Genomic DNA, 19,696 nt, shown 5'->3' with positions numbered 1-19,696 from the left:
TAGTGCTTTATTGTTAAAACTGCATAAAAAAAACAGAAAAGTTTGGCAGTAATTTAAGTTTCACGAGAAACTTATTGATTTTAAAGGTGGGATAGGATATGCTGATTTCAGAATCAACAGAAAAAGGAGGCAATTTACCATGAAAAAAAACTGGTGGAAAGAAAGCGTGGTATATCAGATCTACCCGAGAAGTTTTAAGGACAGCAACGGAGACGGAATTGGTGATATTCCCGGGATTATAGAAAAACTGGACTATCTGAAAGAACTGGGAGTAAATGTTCTCTGGATCTCACCCATGCTGGAATCTCCGCAGGATGACAATGGCTATGATATTTCCGATTACCGCAGGATCTATAAAGAATATGGAACCATGGAGGATTATGAAAAGCTTCTTGAGGAAGCACATAAACGTGGCATTAAGATCCTCATGGATCTGGTCGTAAACCATACTTCCGATGAACACAACTGGTTTATTGAAAGTAGGAAATCCAAAGATAATCCTTACAGGGATTACTATATCTGGAGAGAGCCGGTGAATGGAAAAGAACCGAATAACTGGGGAAGTGCGTTCGGAGGCCCTGCATGGGAATATGATCCTCAGACAGAGATGTATTATCTTCACCTGTTTTCCAGAAAGCAGCCGGATCTGAACTGGGAAAATGAAAAGGTTCGTCAGGAAGTTTACGATATGATGAATTTCTGGTGTGAAAAAGGAATCGACGGTTTCCGAATGGACGTGATCAGCATGATCTCCAAGGATCAGTCATATCCGGATGGAGAAATGAATGGAGGATTATACGGTGATTTTGGTCCTTACTGCGTCCATGGCCCGAGGATCCATGAGTTTCTTCAGGAAATGAACAGAGAGGTTTTATCCCGATACGATGTGATGACAGTTGGAGAAACCTCCGGTGTGACTATCGAAGAGGCACAGAAATATGCAGGTGAGGACAGAAATGAGCTGAACATGGTGTTTCAGTTTGAGCATGTAGAGGGCCAGGGATCAGACCATGGTAAATGGACTACCGAGAAATACGATTTCCAGGAATTTAAAAAGGTTATGATCAAATGGCAGGAAGAGCTTGCGGGAAAAGCATGGAACAGTCTGTTTCTTGGAAATCATGACCAGCCAAGAAGTGTTTCCAGATTTGGAAATGATAATCCTGCATACAGGGAAACTTCAGCCAAGATGCTGGCAACCTGTCTTCATATGATGCAGGGAACTCCTTATGTTTATCAGGGAGAAGAGCTTGGAATGACCAATGCTTATTTTACAGAGCTTAAGGATTATCGTGATATCGAGAGTATTCAGTATTTCCATGAATATACAGAAGCAGGTATTTATACACCGGAATATATGATGAAGTGCCTGATGCTGAGAGGACGTGACAATGCCAGAACACCAATGCAGTGGGAGGATTCTCATCAGGCCGGCTTTACGGAGGGAACGCCATGGATCAGGGTAAACTCCAATTATAAGGAGATCAATGCGAAGCAGCAGCTTTCGGATCCGGATTCCATTTTCCATTATTATCAGAAGCTGATCCGTTTAAGAAAAGAAAAACCGGTGATCGTTTACGGTGCATTTGAGGCACTTTACAGAGATCATGATCAGATTTTTGCATATACCAGAACCCTTGAGGGAGAGAAGCTTCTTACAGTCTGCAATTTCAGTGAGCATGTGGCAGAAATGGAAATCCCGGAAGAATTTCAGAAAAATGCAGAATGCCTGATCACCAATCTTGGAAGAAAGGATTTTGGGAAGAAAGTGATCCTGAAACCTTATGAGGCATTTGTTCTTTACAGAAATCTGTAACAGGAGAGTGAAAAATGATAAAAAAATATGTATATGGAGAGCCCTTTGAAACTGAGGCACTGACAGAAACCCTTGAAACAGCAGAAGGAAAGCCAGGATATGGAGAAATCTGCACAGAAGATGGATTTTCTTTTACTTATATCATGGATGAAGAGGATATCGTTTACGGACTGGGAGAATCCAACCGCGGTATCAACAAGAGAGGATTCATTTATACCAGTAACTGTACCGATGATCCGGAGCATACAGAGGATAAACATTCCCTGTACGGTGCACATAATCTTATCATTGTGTCCGGAAAAGAAACCTTTGGAATGTTTTTTGATTATCCGGCAGCGATCACCTTTGACATTGGCTATACCAGAATGGATACCATGAAGGTAACCTGCGAAAATGCAGACCTGAAGCTTTATGTGATCGAGGGGGAGAGTCCCTATGATATTGTAAAGCAGTTCCGCCATGTGATCGGAAGAAGCTATATCCCGCCGAAATTTGCCTTTGGATTCGGCCAGAGCAGATGGGGCTATACCACAAAAGAAGATTTCCGGAACGTTGCAGCAGGCTATCGAGAAAACCATATCCCCATTGATATGATCTACATGGATATCGATTACATGCAGTCCTATAAAGATTTTACATTAAACGAAGAGAATTTCCAGGATTTTCCGGAGTTTGTAAAGGAACTGAAAGATCAGGATATCCGTCTGATCCCCATTATTGATGCTGGCGTCAAAGTGGAGCCGGGATACGATGTTTATGAGGAAGGGGTTAAAAATCGTTATTTCTGCCAGAGAGAGGATGGCAGTGACTTTGTGGCAGCTGTATGGCCTGGAGATACCCATTTCCCGGATGTGTTGAATAAAGATGCCAGAAAATGGTTCGGTGACAAATACCGTTTCCTGATTGAGAAGGGAATCGACGGTTTCTGGAACGATATGAACGAGCCGGCAATTTTTTATTCCACAGAGGGAATGAAAGAGGTCAAAGAGCTTGCCGGGGAATTTGCAAAAGATACAGAGGGAAAGATCCATATCTGGAAGATGCAGAGTGCCCTTCGTGATGTTGCCAACAATCCGGAAGATTACCGGAGATTTTATCATAATGTAGATGGTAAAAAGATCCGCCATGACAAAGTGCACAACCTGTTTGGCTACAATATGACCAGGGCAGCGGGGGAAGCTTTTGAACGGATCGATCCGGAGAAACGTTTCCTGATGTTCTCCAGATCTTCTTACATTGGTATGCACCGCTATGGTGGAATCTGGACCGGTGACAATAAATCCTGGTGGGCGCATATTCTCCTGAACCTGAAGATGATGCCTTCTCTGAATATGTGTGGTTTCCTGTATGCAGGAGCAGATCTGGGGGGATTTGGCGCTGATACCACAAGAGAGCTGCTGCTCCGTTTCCTGGCACTTGGAGTATTCACACCGCTGATGCGTGATCATACAGCGATCGGTACCAGAGAGCAGGAATGCTACCAGTTTGAAAATGTGGAGGATTTCCGTCATGTGATCGGTGTAAGATATCGTCTTATTCCATATCTTTACAGTGAATATATGAAGGCGGCTCTGAACGATGATATGTATTTCCGGCCGTTGGGCTTTGTTTATCCGGAGGATAAGATTGCCGTACATGTGGAAGACCAGCTGCTTCTTGGAAATGAGATCATGATCGCTCCGGTTTATGAACAGAACGCAAGAGGCCGTTATGTATATCTTCCAGAGGAGATGAAGTTTGTGAAATTCCTTCCGGATGGAACCATTGCAGAGGAGATCCTTGAAAAGGGTGTTCATTATGTAGAGGTGGCACTGAATGAGATTCCGTTGTTTATCCGGAAGGGAAAATGTATTCCGGTTGCAGAAGCAGCGGAATGTGTGGCAGCTCTGGATACAAAAAATATGCAGCTTCTCGGATATGAAGGTGCGGAGTATACCTTATATGAGGACGATGGGGTCCATAAGGATTACGACAGAGAAGAAAATTACCGTGTTCTGAAAAAATAAAGTCAGCAAAATGAAATATAAATTTCTGTGTTACATCATTTACGTTAAACAGTATAAAGAATACAGGATGTGAACAGTTGATAAACAGAAAAGCCGTAAGTATATGTAAAAGTTTCTTAAACATATATCTTACGGCTTTTGCTACTGCTACTTTACATAAAATATTTTATGTAAAGTAATTTGCATTCTGTTTAAATAACACTTCAGAAAGATTTGTTTATGCTTCTTCCTCAATCTTGATAACATTTTTCAGTGCAGAGCAACATGCCATGTCACCGATAACATTGACACAGGTGGCGCCCATATCACAGAGGGTATTGATGCTGATATAAACACCAAGAACTCCGGCAGGAAGTCCGGCCATAGTTGCCAGTGCTGCGAAAGATGCGATAGCACCACCGGGAACACCTGGAGTACCAACGGAAAGCAGTACGTTTGCAAGAAGGATAATGATCATAAGAGGAATACTTACATGGATTCCGCAGGCGTTTGCAAAGAACATGATCATAAAGGACATCAGGATAGATACAGCATCCATATTAACGGTAGCACCAAGAGGAATGGCGATGCTGGTGATCTGGTTGGATACGCCCATTTCTTCTTCCATACACTGCTTGCTTAATGGAATGGTTGCGGAGCTTGAGCAGGTTCCGAAGGCGTTCAGTGCTGCTGGCAGGATCGCTTTCAGGAATTTCAGCGGGCTTTGTTTGCCGATCAGCTTTACAGAGAGACCGTACACTACAATAGCGAAGCCAAAGAATGCCACATACAGAATGACAAGCTGTGTTGCAAGGGAAATGATCGTTTCAGTTCCGTTGGCTTCCACAACTGGTACGATGGTACAGAAAACACCGATGGGTGTAAAGTACATGATGGTTGTGATGATTTTCAGACATACTTCATTAACGGAATCGATCAGATTCAGGAATGGAGTTCCTTTTTCACCGACTGCGATCAGTGTGAAACCGATGATCAGGGCAAATACCAGAACCTGAAGCATGTTTCCGTTGGCAAATGCAGCGATGGGGTTGGACGGGATCAGGTTTTTCAGTGTGTCCAGGATGCTGCTCATCTTAGTAGCCTGGATATCTGAGGTTGCCATCTCGAATTTTACGCCTTCACCGAGGTGAATAAGGCGAGGGATGATCAGTCCACACAGGCTGGCAAGTGCCGTTGTGCAGAGGAAATAGATCATGGATGCAGCTGTGATCTTACCGGTAGTACGTGCATTTCCGATGGAACAGATTCCAATGACAATGGAGCAGAAGACCATCGGAAAGATCATCATGTTCAGGGCGTTCATGTAGATACTTCCGATCAGGCTGGTTACAGTGAGGACGGGTTCAAACCGTCCGGCCAGGAAAAGTCCTGTGAGGATACCCAGAATCAGTCCTGTGAAGATCGCACCGGTAATATGCTTCCGGTACCAGGAATAAAAAGATTTCATTTACGTGTTCCCTCCTAAAATATGTGTGGTATGTATAATATAGGAAAATACATGAAAAAAATTATATCATGTGGAAAAAGAAGCGTCAACAAAACAGGGCCAAATCTGCCGGATTATGCGTATTTTGATGGAAAAGAGCTGTTTTTGGATTTCTGTTTGACAAATACATCATAAGTAGTTAAAATTAAAAGCAGTGTGTGAAAGCATTAAAGTATTAATACTGAGTAATTTGTCAGGAGGAATAAAAAAATGGCTGCACCTTATAACCATAGAGCCATCGAAGCGAAATGGCGCACAAACTGGGAAAAGAAGCCGGTAAATGTCAATGACGGCAAGAAACCGAAATATTACTGCCTGGATATGTTCCCGTATCCGTCCGGAAACGGTCTTCACGTAGGACACTGGAGAGGTTATGTTATCTCTGATGTATGGAGCCGTTATAAAATGCTTCAGGGTTATTACCTGATCCATCCGATGGGATGGGACGCTTTTGGACTTCCGGCTGAGAACTATGCCATCAAGATGGGCGTTCATCCGGCAGTATCCACAGCAGCAAACATCAAGAACATCAAACGTCAGATCAACGATATCGCAGCAATCTATGACTGGGATATGGAAGTAAATACAACAGACCCTGATTTCTATAAATGGACACAGTGGATCTTTGTAAAAATGTTCAAAGAAGGCCTTGCATATGAGAAGGAGTTCCCAATCAACTGGTGTCCTTCCTGTAAAACAGGTCTTGCAAACGAAGAGGTTGTAAACGGATGCTGTGAGCGTTGCGGTACACCGGTTACCAAGAAGAACCTTCGTCAGTGGATGCTCCGCATCACAAAATATGCAGACAGACTTTTAAATGACCTGGACAAACTGGACTGGCCGGAAAAAGTTAAGAAGATGCAGACAGACTGGATCGGTAAATCCTACGGTGCAGAGGTAGATTTCCCGGTTGAAGGAAGAGATGAGAAGATCACCGTCTATACAACAAGACCGGATACTCTTCACGGAGCAACATTCATGGTACTTGCACCGGAGCATGCTCTTGCGAAATCTCTTGCAACAGACGAGACAAGAGAGGCTGTAGAGAAATATATCTTTGATGCTTCCATGAAATCCAATGTAGACCGTCTTCAGGATAAAGAGAAGACCGGTGTGTTCACAGGTACTTATGCGATCAATCCGCTGAACGGCGAGAAGCTTCCAATCTGGCTTTCTGACTATGTACTTGCTGATTATGGTACAGGTGCTATCATGTGTGTACCTGCTCATGATGACCGTGACTTTGAGTTCGCAAAGAAATTCGATATTCCGATCATCCAGGTTATCGCAAAAGACGGTAAAGAAATCCAGGATATGACAGAAGCTTACACAGAGGCTGCCGGAACCATGATCAACTCCGGTGAGTGGAACGGAATGGAATCTTCCGTACTGAAGAAGGAAGCACCGCATATCATCGAGAAGCTGGGTATCGGACGTAAGACTGTCAATTACAAACTGAGAGACTGGGTATTCTCCCGTCAGCGTTATTGGGGTGAGCCGATCCCGATCGTACACTGCCCGAAATGCGGTGCGGTACCGGTACCGGAGGATCAGCTTCCGTTAAGACTTCCGGAGGTAGAGAGCTATCAGCCTACAGGAACCGGAGAGTCACCTCTTGCAGCTATTGACGAGTGGGTGAATACCACATGCCCATGCTGTGGTGCTCCTGCAAAACGTGAGACAAACACCATGCCTCAGTGGGCAGGATCTTCCTGGTATTTCCTCCGTTATGTAGATAATAAGAATAATAAAGAACTGGTTTCCAAAGAGAAAGCGGACAAATATCTGCCGGTAGATATGTATATCGGTGGTGTAGAGCATGCGGTTCTTCACCTTCTGTACTCCAGATTCTACACCAAGTTCCTGTATGATATCGGAGCGATTGATTTCGATGAGCCGTTTGTCAAGCTGTTCAACCAGGGTATGATTACAGGTAAAAACGGAATCAAGATGAGTAAATCCAAAGGAAATGTTATTTCACCGGATGATCTTGTAAATGATTACGGATGTGATTCCTTACGTATGTATGAGCTGTTCGTAGGACCGCCGGAACTGGATGCAGAATGGGATGACAGAGGAATCGATGGTGTATCCAGATTCCTGAAACGTTTCTGGAATCTGGCTCTTGACAGCATTGAGAAAGATATCCCGGCTACCAAAGAGATGGAGAAGACCCGTCATAAGATGGTATACGATATCACCAGCAGACTTGAGGCCTTCAGCCTGAATACCGTAGTGTCCGGATTTATGGAATACACAAACAAGCTGATCGCTATCGCAAAGCAGAACGACGGTGCTGTTGACAAAGAGACCATCGAGACAGCTACCATTCTTCTTGCTCCGTTTGTTCCTCATATTGCAGAGGAGATCTGGGAGAAGCTTGGACATGAGGATTCCATTTTCCATGCTCAGTGGCCGGCTCACGATGAGGAGCTTATGAAGGATGATGAGATCGAGGTTCCGGTTCAGATCAACGGCAAGACCAAGGCTGTTATCAGTATTCCGGCAGAGATCTCCAAAGAAGATGCGATCGCCGAAGGAAAGAAGGCAGTTGCAGATAAGATTTCCGGAAATATCATCAAAGAGATTTATGTACCGAAGAAGATCATCAATATCGTAGTAAAGTAATAAGATAAATTAAAAACACCCGAAGCAGGGCGGAAGATATTTCTGCCATTGCCAGGGTGTTTTTTATATAGACAAATATCGTGAAATCAGTAAGCATGCACAAAAATAACAAATGTTATTTAGAAGAAATGCCAAAAATATTTAGGCATTTTAATAGATTTGCCTAGTTTTTGGTCATACCAATTATATTGTCTATTGTTATTCAAATGGAAAAAACGTACAGTAACACCATGAGTCAGGCAAAGACAGTAAGAAAGCTTTGTTACTCGAAATGCAGTGTGACGGAATGAGGATGTCCGTTTAGCTAGATTGCATATTTACATTGAGAGAAATAAGGAGAGATAGTATGAGCGCAATGAACACACTTAAGAAATTCGGACTGGAACAGGCATTCAACTATGTTTATAAAGATCCGGATAAGAATTTTATCAAGATCATGGACTGGGCAGATAAATTTTCCGGTGGTGGATTTCCTACACAGAGAGCAATGATCCGCGAAGCCATTTCTGATCCGGAACATCCGTATTATCCGTTTATTCATAGATTGGTAACTGATATTGATCCGCATGTTATGAAAACTCTGGTTGCAAACTTTTTTATCAATGCAAATCTTGCAGGCTGGAAGAAACAGGATGAATGCCGTGAGAAATATGGCTGTAATATCCCGTGGGCGATCCTTCTTGACCCAACAAGTGCCTGTAATCTGCACTGTACAGGATGCTGGGCAGCAGAGTATGGAAACAAGCTGAACCTCACCTACGATGAGATCGATGACATCATCCGCCAGGGTAAGGAGCTTGGCGTTTATATGTATATTTACACAGGCGGAGAGCCACTTGTAAGAAAAAAGGATCTGATCCGTCTTTGCGAGAAACATAATGACTGTATCTTCCTTTCCTTCACAAATGCAACATTGATCGATGAGGATTTTGCAAATGATATGCTTCGGGTAGGAAACTTTGTTCCTGCGATCTCACTGGAAGGATTTGAGACTGCAACAGATGGCAGAAGAGGAAATGGTGTATACCAGAAGGTTATCAAGGCCATCAATCTTCTCAGAGAGAAGAAGCTTGTATTTGGTATCTCTGCATGTTATACGAGTGCAAATTTCGAGTCTATCACATCAGAGGCATTTTACGACAGCCTGATCGATCTTGGAGCGTACTTTATCTGGTATTTCCATTACATGCCGGTTGGAAATGATGCTGCACCGGAGCTTCTCCCAACACCGGAACAGAGAAGAGAAACCTATGAGCGTATCCGCAAATACCGTGCAACAAAGCCGTTGTTTGCCATGGATTTCCAGAATGATGCAGAGTTTGTGGGAGGATGTATTGCAGGCGGCCGTCGTTATCTGCATATCAATGCAAATGGTGATATCGATCCATGTGTATTTATCCATTATTCTGATTCCAATATCCGCGAGAAAACACTTCTGGAAGCACTGCAGTCTCCGATGATGATGGCATATCATGACGGACAGCCGTTTAATGACAATATGTACCGCCCATGCCCGATGCTTGAAAATCCACAGAAGCTGAGAGAAATGGTAGAAAAATCCGGAGCACATTCCACAGATCTTCAGTCACCGGAGAGTGCAGAGCATCTCTGTGCAAAATGTGACCGGTATGCTGAAAACTGGAAACCGGTAGCAGAGGAAATGTGGAAGGAAGATCAGGAGAGAAAGGCAGCGAAGAAAGTCTGCTGATCCTGAAACTTAAAAAAACAGAATTTATGAAAGAGCACGGTGCTGGAAACAGGTGCCGGTGCTCTTTTTTTGAAAACGGAGTGATCAGACCATGAAAAAAATGATTGATAACATCAGAAAATATCTGCCCGTGGTGTTTCTTTTTGTGCTGCTTTTTTTCTGCATCCGTTACAGAAAGGATCTGTCTGTGGAAAAGATCCTGCGCTATACACCGAAGGAACCTGTTAAGGCAGCATTACTTATGCTTGTGTTTTACGCCGTGAAAAGTGTCTCCTTTGTATTCCCCATTGCAGTTCTGCAGCTGGCTGTAGGACATCTGTTTTCTACAGGAACTGCACTTCTGGTGAACTTTCTGGGAAGAGCAGTTACACTGGCAATTCCTTACTGGATGGGACGTTTTTCCGGCTCTTCCATGGTGGAGAATCTTACTTCCAAATATCCGAAGCTGAAAACAGTGGTGGATTACCAGAACGGAAATCCTTTGTATATTTCTTTTTTTATGAGAACGCTGAATTTTTTGCCCGGGGATGCAGTGAGTCTGTTTCTGGGTGCGGTGAAGATCCCATTTGGAATATATATGCTGGGCGGGATGCTGGGAACACTTCCGGGAGTTATCCTTGCCACGATATTTGGAGCAAATATCAAGAATCCCGGATCACCGGCATTCTGGCTCTCCGCGGTACTTCTTGTGATGATCAGTGTATTCTCGATCCTGATACATAGATATATTTCCGGAAAGAAAATATAAGGGCTTTCTCCTTACTGCTTTTACTGTGAAGAAAAATGTAGTATAATGCAGACAGTAAAGAAAAGAGGGGAAGGAACATGGGGATAGATCATAACAAAAGATTAAAGGAACATTTATATTATTACAGTGCAAGAATCAGCCGGGATATATCAAATCTGATCAAGTGGCTGGTTCTTGCTGTCGTTACAGGATGTATCGTAGGAGCTGCCAGCACACTGTTTTCTTTTACGTTGAAGGCAGTAACCGGTTACCGAAAGGCTCATGAATGGATTTTTCTTTTGCTGCCATTGTCCGGACTTGTCATTGTATTTCTGTATGAGAAGCTTGGAAAAGAGGATGGAGGGACCAATCAGGTTCTTTCTACCGTGCGTTCCAGAGATGATGTGCCGATCCTTTCTGCACCACTGATCTTTATCACAACGGCACTGACTCATCTTACCGGTGGTTCTGCAGGACGTGAGGGGGCAGCGATCCAGCTTGGAGGAAGTATTGCCAACCAGCTTGGAAGATGGATCCATCTGGACGAGGAGGACCGTCATGTAATTGTCATGTGCGGCATGAGCGCGGCGTTTTCAGCACTGTTTGGAACACCGATGGCAGCGGCAGTTTTTGCGCTGGAAGTGGTCAGTGTGGGCGTGATGTATTATGCAGCACTGATGCCGTGTATGATCGCGTCATTGATCGCTTCCGGATTTGCAGCCGGAATGGGAGTCACGCCGGAAAGTTTTCATGTGACGGATATTCCGGCACTGACTGTGGAAACTGGCCTGAAAATGGGAGCGATCGCTCTGGGCTGTGCAGTTGTTAGCATTATGTTCTGTATTGCGCTGAATGGTGCAGCAGGACTTTATGGCAGATGGTTTAAGAATAAATATGTCAGGGTTGCAGTGGGCGCCTGCCTGGTCATTGTTGTCACCTTTATTCTGAGAACAGATGAATATATGGGCGCTGGTGCGGAGCTTATTGAAAAAGCGGTGGAAAACGGACAGGCGGATACTTTCGCCTTTTTCTGGAAAATGGTGCTTACAGCACTGACTATGCGCGCAGGATTCCGCGGGGGAGAGATCGTACCTTCTTTCTGCATTGGAGCTACCTTTGGCTGTGTGATGGGTAATCTTATGGGAATTTCTCCGTCGATCTGTGCAGCCTGCGGAATGGCAGCAGTTTTCTGCGGTGTGACCAACTGTCCGATCACTTCGATCCTGATCGCTTTTGAAATGTTTGGATTTAAGGGAGTATCCTTCTATCTGATCGCAGTATCTATCAGCTATGCAGCATCGGGATATTATGGCCTTTACAAGGATCAGACCATTGTGTACTCCAAATATAAAGCAAAATATGTGAACCGACATACCAGATTCTGATATAGAACGAAATGTAAAGGGGTGTTTATACTGGCATAATATCTTATGGAATACTGTATGGACATGGCTGGAAAATATCTGGACATCTGCGGAAATCTGATGTAATATATTAAACGTTAGTATTTACAGAAAGGCAGATTTTGAGGTATGGAAGAGAAGATTCTTGATTTTATCATGGAGTATGCACAGGAGAATGAGGGAGTTCCGTTTCAGGTGATCGAGGAGAATTTTAATATCGTTATGGATGATAAGCTGAAAGATATCATCAGCGATGCGATCTGGGACAGGGATAATGTTTCCGATGTGATCATAGAAAGCGACCGCTATGTGATCACCTGTTTTGAAGATTGATACAGGGCTATCTGTGACCGTTATGGTAATGAGATTAAGAAGTCTGGATATGAGGAGAATGCGTATGCGGCATTCTCTTTTTTCATTAGTCTGCCAAAATAATCTAAAGGAATTGAAGTTCCCCAAAAAGAATGATATCCTAAAGAAAAACAGATGGGGTGGTTGAAATGAACAGTAAATATGAGATCAACACTAAAGAAAACCGGGAATTCCTGAAAGCATCCTGTGAGGATCTTCTGAACTTCGGACATCGGTTTCCTTCTCCAAATGGAGGTTCCTATTATCTGGGGGATGACGGAACACCATGGAAGGACAGAAACCGGGAAACCTGGATCACCTGCCGCATGGCACATGTATACAGCCTGGGACTGATGCTTGGCCATGAAGGAAGCGGAGAGCTTGTGGATGCGGCGTTGAAAGGTCTTAGGGGAGAGCTTCACGATGACAAAAATGGTGGCTGGTATGCAGGTGTGACACAGGAGGGTGGCATTGTTCCCAATAAACAGTGTTATGCACATGCTTTTGTAATCCTGGCTGCATCTTCCGCACTGACAGCCGGAAGGCCTGGGGCGAAGGAGCTCCTTGAAGAGGCGCTGGATGTTTATGATCAGCATTTCTGGAATGAAGAGGAAGGACTGGCCTGCGATACCTGGAATACAGAATTTACCGTGCTGGACGATTACCGGGGATTAAATGCAAACATGCATACTGTGGAAGCTTTTTTGGCAGCAGGAGATGTCACCGGGGACAAAAAATATCACATCCGCGCAGGCAGGATCATTGACCATGTGATCCGTTGGGCAGAGGATAACTCCTGGAGGATTCCGGAACATTTCACAAAGGAATGGGTGGCAGATCTTGACTGCAACCGCGACCGCCCGGATGACCCGTTCAAGCCATATGGTGCAACACCGGGCCATGGAATTGAGTGGGCAAGGCTGATCACTCAATGGGCACTTGCAAACTGCGGGGAAGAGAAAGAAAAACTGGAAAATTATCTCCAGGCAGCAGAGAACCTTTATACAACAGCCATAAAAGACGGCTGGGATGCAGATGGTGCACCGGGGATTGTATACACAACAGACTGGCAGGGAAAACCTGTGGTACATGACCGTATGCACTGGACACTTGCAGAGGCAATCAATACTTCTGTGGTTCTTTATCATGTGACCGGCAGGGAAAAATATGCGAAAGACTATGCAGAATTCATGAAGTATCTGGATGAAGTGGTCATGGATCACGAGAATGGCTCCTGGTTCCATCAGCTGGACGAGCATAATCATTTGAAAGGAACCGTATGGCCGGGAAAATCCGACCTGTATCATGCGCTGCAGTCCACATTGATCCCGTATCATAAGGCAGATACATCCATTGCGCCTGCCGTAAAGAAAAAACTGGAAATCTGAACAAAAATCATAAAGTGATTTCCACTTATGGGCATGTAACGAAGTGGAATGCGAATGTTTGTTGCAAAAATAAAAACCTTCCTGTGTTTACAGAAAGATTTCTCAGGACAGATACTTACATAGATGCAGGTATCCTGGCCAGAAGAAATACTAAAACACAGGAAGGTTTTTTATTGATTAATTATTATTCTGTAACCTCTTTCAGATCCGAGATATCCGGAGAAGCCATCAGAGAATAGTTGGTATAATATACAACGAAACCAGGTTTTGCACCTGCAGGCTTCTTTACATGTTTTTTCTGGATGTAGTCGATTTCTACTTTAGGAGCAGAATGACCTTTGGAATACCAGGCTGCCAGGCGCCCTGCTTCTTCAAAGGTACGGTCCGGAAGTTCACCGTCTTTGGTGCGGACGATCACGTGGGAACCTGCCATCTTCTTTGCATGGAACCACCAGTCATTTCCGGTTGCGAACTTGAAGGTCAGCTCATCATTCTGGAAATTGTTTTTTCCAACATAGATATCAAAACCGTCACTGGATATATAGTGGAGCGGTTTTGATTTCGGCTGGGCTTTCTGGCCTTTTTTGTTTGTGTAGTGACGTTTGATATAGCCGTACTCAGTGAGCTCTTCCTTGATCTGGGAAAGGTCACTTTCAGATCTGGCGATATCCAGAGCATTGGAGATAGATTCCAGATGAGAGATCTCACTTTCCGTATCTGCGATCTGTTCGGTGACGGCTTCCTCTGTACGCTTCAGCTTTCCGTATTTATCAAAATATTTCTTGGAATTCTGTGCCGGTGTCAGTGTCGGGTCAAGAGGGATGGTGATCTCCTCGTTGGTATAATAATTCAGTGCCTTAAAGGATCTGCAGCCTTCCTCAAGCCCGTATCCGTAGGTGTTGATCAGTTCACCGTAGATCTTGAACTTATCTTTTTTTGAAGTATCATTCAGCTGCTTTTTCTGGATGTTATATTTTTTTCGGTTACGTTCCAGAGCAGTCTGTACTACACGGCGAAGATCGGAGGATTTCTGGTGGATGCGTGTCAGCAGACTTTTGGTAGCATAATAAGTCTCCAGCATAACAGAAACACTGTCAAAGGTTTCGCTGCGGTATTCACTGCCAAACTGCTGATAAGGAAAGACACCGTATTCCACAGGTTCTTCTCCGCGGTAGACAATATTCGGAGTGAACTCTCGGTTCTGGATCTGTTCCATCAGGCGGAGGAAGGTGTGGTAAAGATGGGTGCAGGCCGTCTCATCCAGAGACTGTGCCGCATCACTTCCGTCAATAGATGCACGGTAGCAGATCTCCTCAGCCATTACCGGGCTCATACCGGTGAGGGAAGTATAAAGCGCTTTGGAAATGTTTACCGGTTTTTTGCAGATATGTCCGGTAAATTCTTCCTCGGAAACTGTCAGCGGATTTTCTTTATCCCGGGTATTTGGAATGAAATATTCTCTTCCTGGAAGGACTTCACGGACAGAACTCATATGGGAAGAGACATGTTTGATACTGTCCAGGATCATGCCTTTTTCATCGCAGAAGATGATGTTGCTGTGTTTGCCCATCAGCTCCATGATCAGGCGCTTCCGGCAGGGGTCGCCAAGTTCATTGAGGTGCTCCAGCTCAAATTCCACCACACGCTCCATTCCCGGCTGTTTTACATCCAGGATTCGGGCGCTTCCGATATGCTTTCGAAGAAGCATACAGAAGTTGGGTGCAGTTAAAGGGCTGATACGGTTTTTATCTGTAAAATAGATCAGAGGAAGAGATGCGCTTGCACTTAAGAGAAGACGTTTCTGTCCGTTAGCGCCTTTTCCTGTGATCAGAAGTTCATCGTTTTCCGGCTGGGCGATCTTGTTGATACGTCCACCTTTTAAATTATCATCGATCTCTGCCACAAGGGCGGAGACTGTAATTCCGTCAAATGCCATGATTTTTACCTCCATTTCAACATCAGTTATTATAACAGTAAAAAAAGAGTTTGACTAGGGTTTTGGAATGAACTATAATAAATCCGTATGCAATCATTGGCTGCATTTATCTGCAGCTGATAAACTTAAGAGGCAGTATTGGAGGATAACATGATAAAAAGTATGACCGGCTTTGGCAGGGCAGAAGCAGTTTCCAGAGAGCGTAAGGTTTCTGTTGAACTGAAATCCGTCAATCACAGATATCTGGATCTGAACATCAAAATGCCGAAAAGACTCAGCTATTTTGAGGGAGAGATCCGAAATGTGATGAAGACTTATATCCGCCGTGGCAAAGTCGATGTGTTCATCACCTATGAAGACTATACGATGGGCGGAATGGCTCTGAAATATAACGCAGAGCTGGCAAAGGAATATCTGGGCTATCTGAACCAGATGAGTGAGGAACTGGGGATCGAGAATGATATCCGTGTTTCCACACTTTCCAGATATCCGGATGTGTTTACGATGGAAGAGCAGGCTCCGGATGAGGAAGAGCTCTGGAATTTTCTGGAGGGTCCGCTTCATGAGGCCTGCCGGAAATTTGTGGAGACCCGCCAGCGTGAGGGTGCTAATCTGAAACAGGATCTTCTTGGGAAGCTGGACGGACTGGAAGCAAAGGTCGATGTAGTGGAAAAACGTTCTCCGGAAGTAGTGAAGGCTTATCGGGAGAAACTGGAAGCCAAGATGCACGAACTTCTTGAGGATAACCAGATCGATGATTCCAGGATCGCCGCAGAGGTGATACTTTTTTCAGATAAGATCTGCAATGACGAGGAGACGGTACGTCTTCGAAGCCACATCCACGGAATGAGAAAGATCCTGGATGAGGACGAGGGCGTGGGACGTAAGATGGATTTCATGGCACAGGAGATGAACCGTGAGGCGAACACCATCCTGTCTAAATCCAATGATCTTACCGTATCCAACGCGGCTATCGATCTGAAGACAGAGATCGAGAAGATCCGTGAGCAGATCCAGAATATCGAGTAACCGGACAGGAAACAGGCTGTACACAGACAGAAAGGGAGAGCGTAAATGGCGAAACTTATTAATGTAGGCTTTGGAAATGTTGTCAATTCACGCAAGATCGTGGCTGTGGTAAGTCCGGATGCCGCTCCTGTGAAGCGCATGATACAGAGTGTCAAGGGAACCCGAACTCTGATCGATGCCACACAGGGAAGAAAAACAAAAGCAGTGATCGTTACTTCCGATGATTATCTTGTGCTTTCCGCTTTGCAGCCGGAAACCATTGCCAGGAGATTTTCGGAAGCCTACGGAGAGGAAGAGAGGGAGGAAGGAAATGAGTAAGGGAATTTTAGTTGTTGTTTCTGGTTTTTCCGGTTCCGGAAAGGGCACCGTCATGAAACGGCTGATGGAGAAATATGACAATTATGCATTATCCGTTTCTGTTACCACCAGAAATCCAAGACCAGGCGAAAAAGACGGAGAAGCTTATTTCTTCCGCACAAAAGAAGAATTTGAACAGCTGATCCGGGAAGACGGACTGATCGAATACGCACAGTATGTGGAGAATTATTACGGTACTCCTCGTAAATATGTGGAGGAACAGCTTGCAGCAGGAAAAGATGTGATCCTTGAGATCGAGATCCAGGGAGCCATGAAGATCCGTGAGAAATTTCCGGATACTCTGCTTGTATTTGTCTGCCCGCCATCTATGGGAGAGCTTAAGAACCGTCTGGTAGGCCGCGGAACAGAAACTCTGGATGTGATCAACGGACGTCTCAGAAGAGCCGTTGAAGAATCCAAGGGAATGGATAAATACGACTATCTCCTGATCAACGATGATCTGGAGGAATGTGTTGATACACTTCATGAAACCATCCGATGTGAGCGTATGCGCGCATCCAGAAACCATGATTTTGTATCCAGAATTCAGAAAGAAGCGGAAGCTTTTTTATAAATACCAATTAACAAGTTAAATACGGCCCTGCCGTTACAGAAGGGAGAAAAGATATGATACATCCATCTTATTCAGAATTAATTGAGGCTATCAACACAAACAACGAGGACGACGATGAGGCTCTCGTGCTGAACAGCCGTTATTCTCTTGTACTTGCAGCAAGCAAACGTGCACGTCAGCTGATCGCAGGAGCAGAGCCGCTTGTACCGGGTGCAGCAGGCAAGAAACCGCTTTCCGTTGCCATTGACGAGCTTTACAAAGGCAAAGTAAAGATCCTTCCGGGTCAGGAAGAAGAGGAAGAGATCGAAGCTCTGGAAGCAGAGAAAGAGGCCCTTGAGGCAGCAGAAGGTGAGACCGCAGAGAGCACTGAGACTGCAGATGCAGCTCAGACAGAAGCGGAGTAACTGTATGAAGATATTATTCATCTCTCTTGGCTGTGACAAAAACCTGGCAGACTCCGAGGAGATGCTGGGACTTCTCACAGCCAGAGGACATGAGATCGTAGACGATGAGACACAGGCAGATGCCATTGTGATCAATACCTGCTGTTTTATCAAGGACGCCAAGGAAGAGAGTGTGGAAACCATTCTTGAGATGGCAGAATACAAGAAAACAGGAAGCTGCCATGCCCTGGTTGTTACCGGCTGTATGGCACAGCGATATCAGAAGGAGATCATCCAGGAGGTTCCGGAAGTAGATGCTGTTCTTGGAACCACGTCCTATGGAGATATCGTAAAGGCGCTGGAAGAAGCAGTAGCCGGAAATCATTTCGAAGAGTTCCGTGATATTGACTATCTTCCGGACACAGGAAGCAAACGTGTCCTTACTACTGGCGGACATTTCGGTTATCTGAAGATCGCAGAAGGCTGTGATAAGCACTGCACCTACTGTATCATCCCGAAACTCCGCGGCAGGTTCCGAAGCGTTCCTATGGAGCGCCTCATTGCCCAGGCAGAGGATATGGCTGAACAGGGAGTGAAAGAGCTGATCCTGGTAGCACAGGAGACCACCGTTTACGGAAAGGATCTTTACGGCAAAAAATCTCTTCACATTCTTTTAAAGAAGCTCTGTGAGATCAGAGGTATCCGTTGGATCCGCATCCTTTACTGCTATCCGGAGGAGATTTACGATGAACTGATCGAAACCATTCGTGATGAGAAAAAGATCTGTCATTATCTGGATATTCCGATCCAGCACGCATCGGACCGCATTCTTAAGAGAATGGGCCGCCGCACTTCCAAACAGGAACTGATCGATATTATCGGAAAGCTCCGTAAGGAGATTCCGGATATCGTACTGCGTACAACTCTGATCACCGGATTTCCGGGGGAGACGGAGGAAGATCATGAAGAACTGAAGGAGTTCGTAGATGAGATGGAATTTGACCGTCTCGGTGTCTTCACTTACTCTCCGGAGGAGAATACCCCGGCAGCAGAGATGGCAGACCAGGTTCCGGAAGAAGTGAAGGAAGAACGCAGAGACGAGCTGATGGAGCTTCAGCAGGAAATCTCTTACGACAGAGGCCAGGACCGTATCGGACAGGAACTTCTTGTTATGATCGAAGGAAAAGTTGCAGATGAAAGTGCCTATATCGGACGTACCTATGGGGATGCACCGAAGGTTGACGGATACATTTTCGTTCAGACAGGCGAACTGCTTATGACAGGTGATTTTGCAAAGGTACGTGTGACAGGTGCGCTTGAGTATGATTTGATAGGAGTGCTGAGCGATGAATACACCGAATAAACTTACAGTTGCAAGAATGATACTTGTACCATTTCTTGTAGTTTTCTTACTGACAGGATGGGGAGGAGAAGCAAACCGCTGGATCTGTCTTGCGATTTTTGTCGCAGCAAGTGTGACAGACTGGTTTGACGGTCATCTTGCCAGAAAATATAATCTGATAACCAATTTTGGAAAATTTATGGATCCGCTGGCTGACAAGCTTCTGGTATGCTCTGCCATGATCTGTATGATCGAGGTTGACAAGCTTCCGGCATGGGTTGTGATCATTATCATTGGACGCGAATTTATCATCAGCGGTTTCCGTCTGATCGCAGCTGAGAACGGAATTGTCATTGCCGCAAACTACTGGGGAAAATTCAAAACCGTTTCCCAGATGATCATGATCATACTTCTGATGCTGGATTTCGGAGGTGTTTTTGCAGTGCTGACACAGATATTTATCTGGCTGTCCGTTGCACTGACCATTATCTCCCTGCTGACTTATATCATGCAGAACAGAAAGGTCCTTTCCATGCAGGAGTAGGAATCAGAGTATACGAAA

The 19,696-nt window shown here is 44.8% G+C and carries 15 protein-coding genes and 1 pseudogene; 14 read left to right on the top strand and 2 right to left on the bottom strand.

Annotation, left to right across the window (positions count from 1 at the left end; translation table 11 throughout):
- The first annotated feature begins 139 nt into the window (after nucleotides 1-139).
- A complete protein-coding gene (locus G5B12_RS05475; RefSeq protein WP_174087873.1) occupies nucleotides 140-1,816 on the top strand; it encodes a glycoside hydrolase family 13 protein in 1,677 nt (558 codons plus the stop codon).
- 14 nt (nucleotides 1,817-1,830) lie between these two features.
- Nucleotides 1,831-3,822 carry a glycoside hydrolase family 31 protein gene (locus G5B12_RS05470; RefSeq protein WP_174087872.1) on the top strand — a complete coding sequence of 664 codons (1,992 nt, stop codon included), beginning with the start codon at nucleotides 1,831-1,833 and terminating at the stop codon, nucleotides 3,820-3,822.
- 217 nt (nucleotides 3,823-4,039) lie between these two features.
- On the opposite strand, the gene G5B12_RS05465 is transcribed toward G5B12_RS05470, so the two are convergent.
- Nucleotides 4,040-5,269: a dicarboxylate/amino acid:cation symporter gene (locus G5B12_RS05465; protein ID WP_118070079.1), complete on the bottom strand. Its 1,230-nt coding sequence runs from the start codon at nucleotides 5,267-5,269 to the stop codon at nucleotides 4,040-4,042.
- 249 nt (nucleotides 5,270-5,518) lie between these two features.
- On the opposite strand from G5B12_RS05465, the gene leuS reads away from it, so the two are divergent.
- The 6 genes from leuS to G5B12_RS05435 all read left to right on the top strand — a co-directional run bounded on the left by leuS (nucleotide 5,519) and on the right by G5B12_RS05435 (nucleotide 13,513).
- Complete coding sequence (gene leuS / locus G5B12_RS05460; RefSeq protein ID WP_118070077.1) at nucleotides 5,519-7,936, top strand: leucine--tRNA ligase; 2,418 nt, start codon at nucleotides 5,519-5,521, stop codon at nucleotides 7,934-7,936.
- Nucleotides 7,937-8,282: 346 nt separating this feature from the next.
- Complete coding sequence (locus G5B12_RS05455) at nucleotides 8,283-9,644, top strand: radical SAM protein (RefSeq protein ID WP_174087871.1); 1,362 nt, start codon at nucleotides 8,283-8,285, stop codon at nucleotides 9,642-9,644.
- 91 nt (nucleotides 9,645-9,735) lie between these two features.
- On the top strand, nucleotides 9,736-10,392 hold the full coding sequence (locus G5B12_RS05450) for a TVP38/TMEM64 family protein (RefSeq protein ID WP_174087870.1): 657 nt from the start codon (nucleotides 9,736-9,738) through the stop codon (nucleotides 10,390-10,392).
- A 77-nt stretch (nucleotides 10,393-10,469) separates the two neighbouring features.
- On the top strand, nucleotides 10,470-11,756 hold the full coding sequence (locus G5B12_RS05445; RefSeq protein ID WP_174087869.1) for a chloride channel protein: 1,287 nt from the start codon (nucleotides 10,470-10,472) through the stop codon (nucleotides 11,754-11,756).
- A gap of 147 nt (nucleotides 11,757-11,903) precedes the next feature.
- Complete coding sequence (locus G5B12_RS05440) at nucleotides 11,904-12,107, top strand: hypothetical protein (protein WP_021978076.1); 204 nt, start codon at nucleotides 11,904-11,906, stop codon at nucleotides 12,105-12,107.
- Between the two features lie 167 nt (nucleotides 12,108-12,274).
- Nucleotides 12,275-13,513: an AGE family epimerase/isomerase gene (locus G5B12_RS05435; RefSeq protein ID WP_174087868.1), complete on the top strand. Its 1,239-nt coding sequence runs from the start codon at nucleotides 12,275-12,277 to the stop codon at nucleotides 13,511-13,513.
- A gap of 184 nt (nucleotides 13,514-13,697) precedes the next feature.
- On the opposite strand, the gene G5B12_RS05430 is transcribed toward G5B12_RS05435, so the two are convergent.
- Nucleotides 13,698-15,449, bottom strand: a complete 1,752-nt coding sequence (locus tag G5B12_RS05430) for an Rqc2 family fibronectin-binding protein (RefSeq protein ID WP_174087867.1) — start codon at nucleotides 15,447-15,449, stop codon at nucleotides 13,698-13,700.
- A gap of 150 nt (nucleotides 15,450-15,599) precedes the next feature.
- On the opposite strand from G5B12_RS05430, the gene G5B12_RS05425 reads away from it, so the two are divergent.
- From G5B12_RS05425 to pgsA, 6 genes and pseudogenes are all read left to right on the top strand, one after another.
- Nucleotides 15,600-16,478 carry a YicC/YloC family endoribonuclease gene (locus tag G5B12_RS05425; protein WP_021978073.1) on the top strand — a complete coding sequence of 293 codons (879 nt, stop codon included), beginning with the start codon at nucleotides 15,600-15,602 and terminating at the stop codon, nucleotides 16,476-16,478.
- Between the two features lie 45 nt (nucleotides 16,479-16,523).
- Nucleotides 16,524-16,796 (top strand): extracellular matrix/biofilm biosynthesis regulator RemA family protein, encoded by a 273-nt coding sequence (locus tag G5B12_RS05420; RefSeq protein WP_118070069.1) that lies wholly within the window; start codon nucleotides 16,524-16,526, stop codon nucleotides 16,794-16,796.
- Nucleotides 16,789-17,409, top strand: a complete 621-nt coding sequence (gmk, locus tag G5B12_RS05415) for a guanylate kinase (protein ID WP_118070067.1) — start codon at nucleotides 16,789-16,791, stop codon at nucleotides 17,407-17,409. The genes G5B12_RS05420 and gmk overlap by 8 nt, the downstream gene beginning before the upstream one ends.
- A 53-nt stretch (nucleotides 17,410-17,462) precedes the next feature.
- Nucleotides 17,463-17,717: pseudogene (gene rpoZ, locus G5B12_RS05410) on the top strand (DNA-directed RNA polymerase subunit omega); the annotation flags it as partial.
- Nucleotides 17,718-17,817: 100 nt separating this feature from the next.
- The gene (gene rimO, locus G5B12_RS05405; protein ID WP_174087865.1) at nucleotides 17,818-19,155 is read left to right on the top strand and encodes a 30S ribosomal protein S12 methylthiotransferase RimO; all 1,338 of its coding nucleotides are present in this window, start codon (nucleotides 17,818-17,820) and stop codon (nucleotides 19,153-19,155) included.
- Nucleotides 19,139-19,678 carry a CDP-diacylglycerol--glycerol-3-phosphate 3-phosphatidyltransferase gene (pgsA, locus tag G5B12_RS05400; protein ID WP_015525184.1) on the top strand — a complete coding sequence of 180 codons (540 nt, stop codon included), beginning with the start codon at nucleotides 19,139-19,141 and terminating at the stop codon, nucleotides 19,676-19,678. Before rimO ends, pgsA begins: the two co-directional genes overlap by 17 nt.
- Nucleotides 19,679-19,696 lie beyond the last annotated feature (18 nt).

The organism is Blautia sp. MSK.20.85, assembly GCF_013317245.1.
In the GTDB taxonomy this organism is placed as follows: domain Bacteria; phylum Bacillota; class Clostridia; order Lachnospirales; family Lachnospiraceae; genus Blautia_A.
Note: the sequence above shows the minus strand (reverse complement) of the source record. Positions and strands in the feature narration are given on the sequence as shown.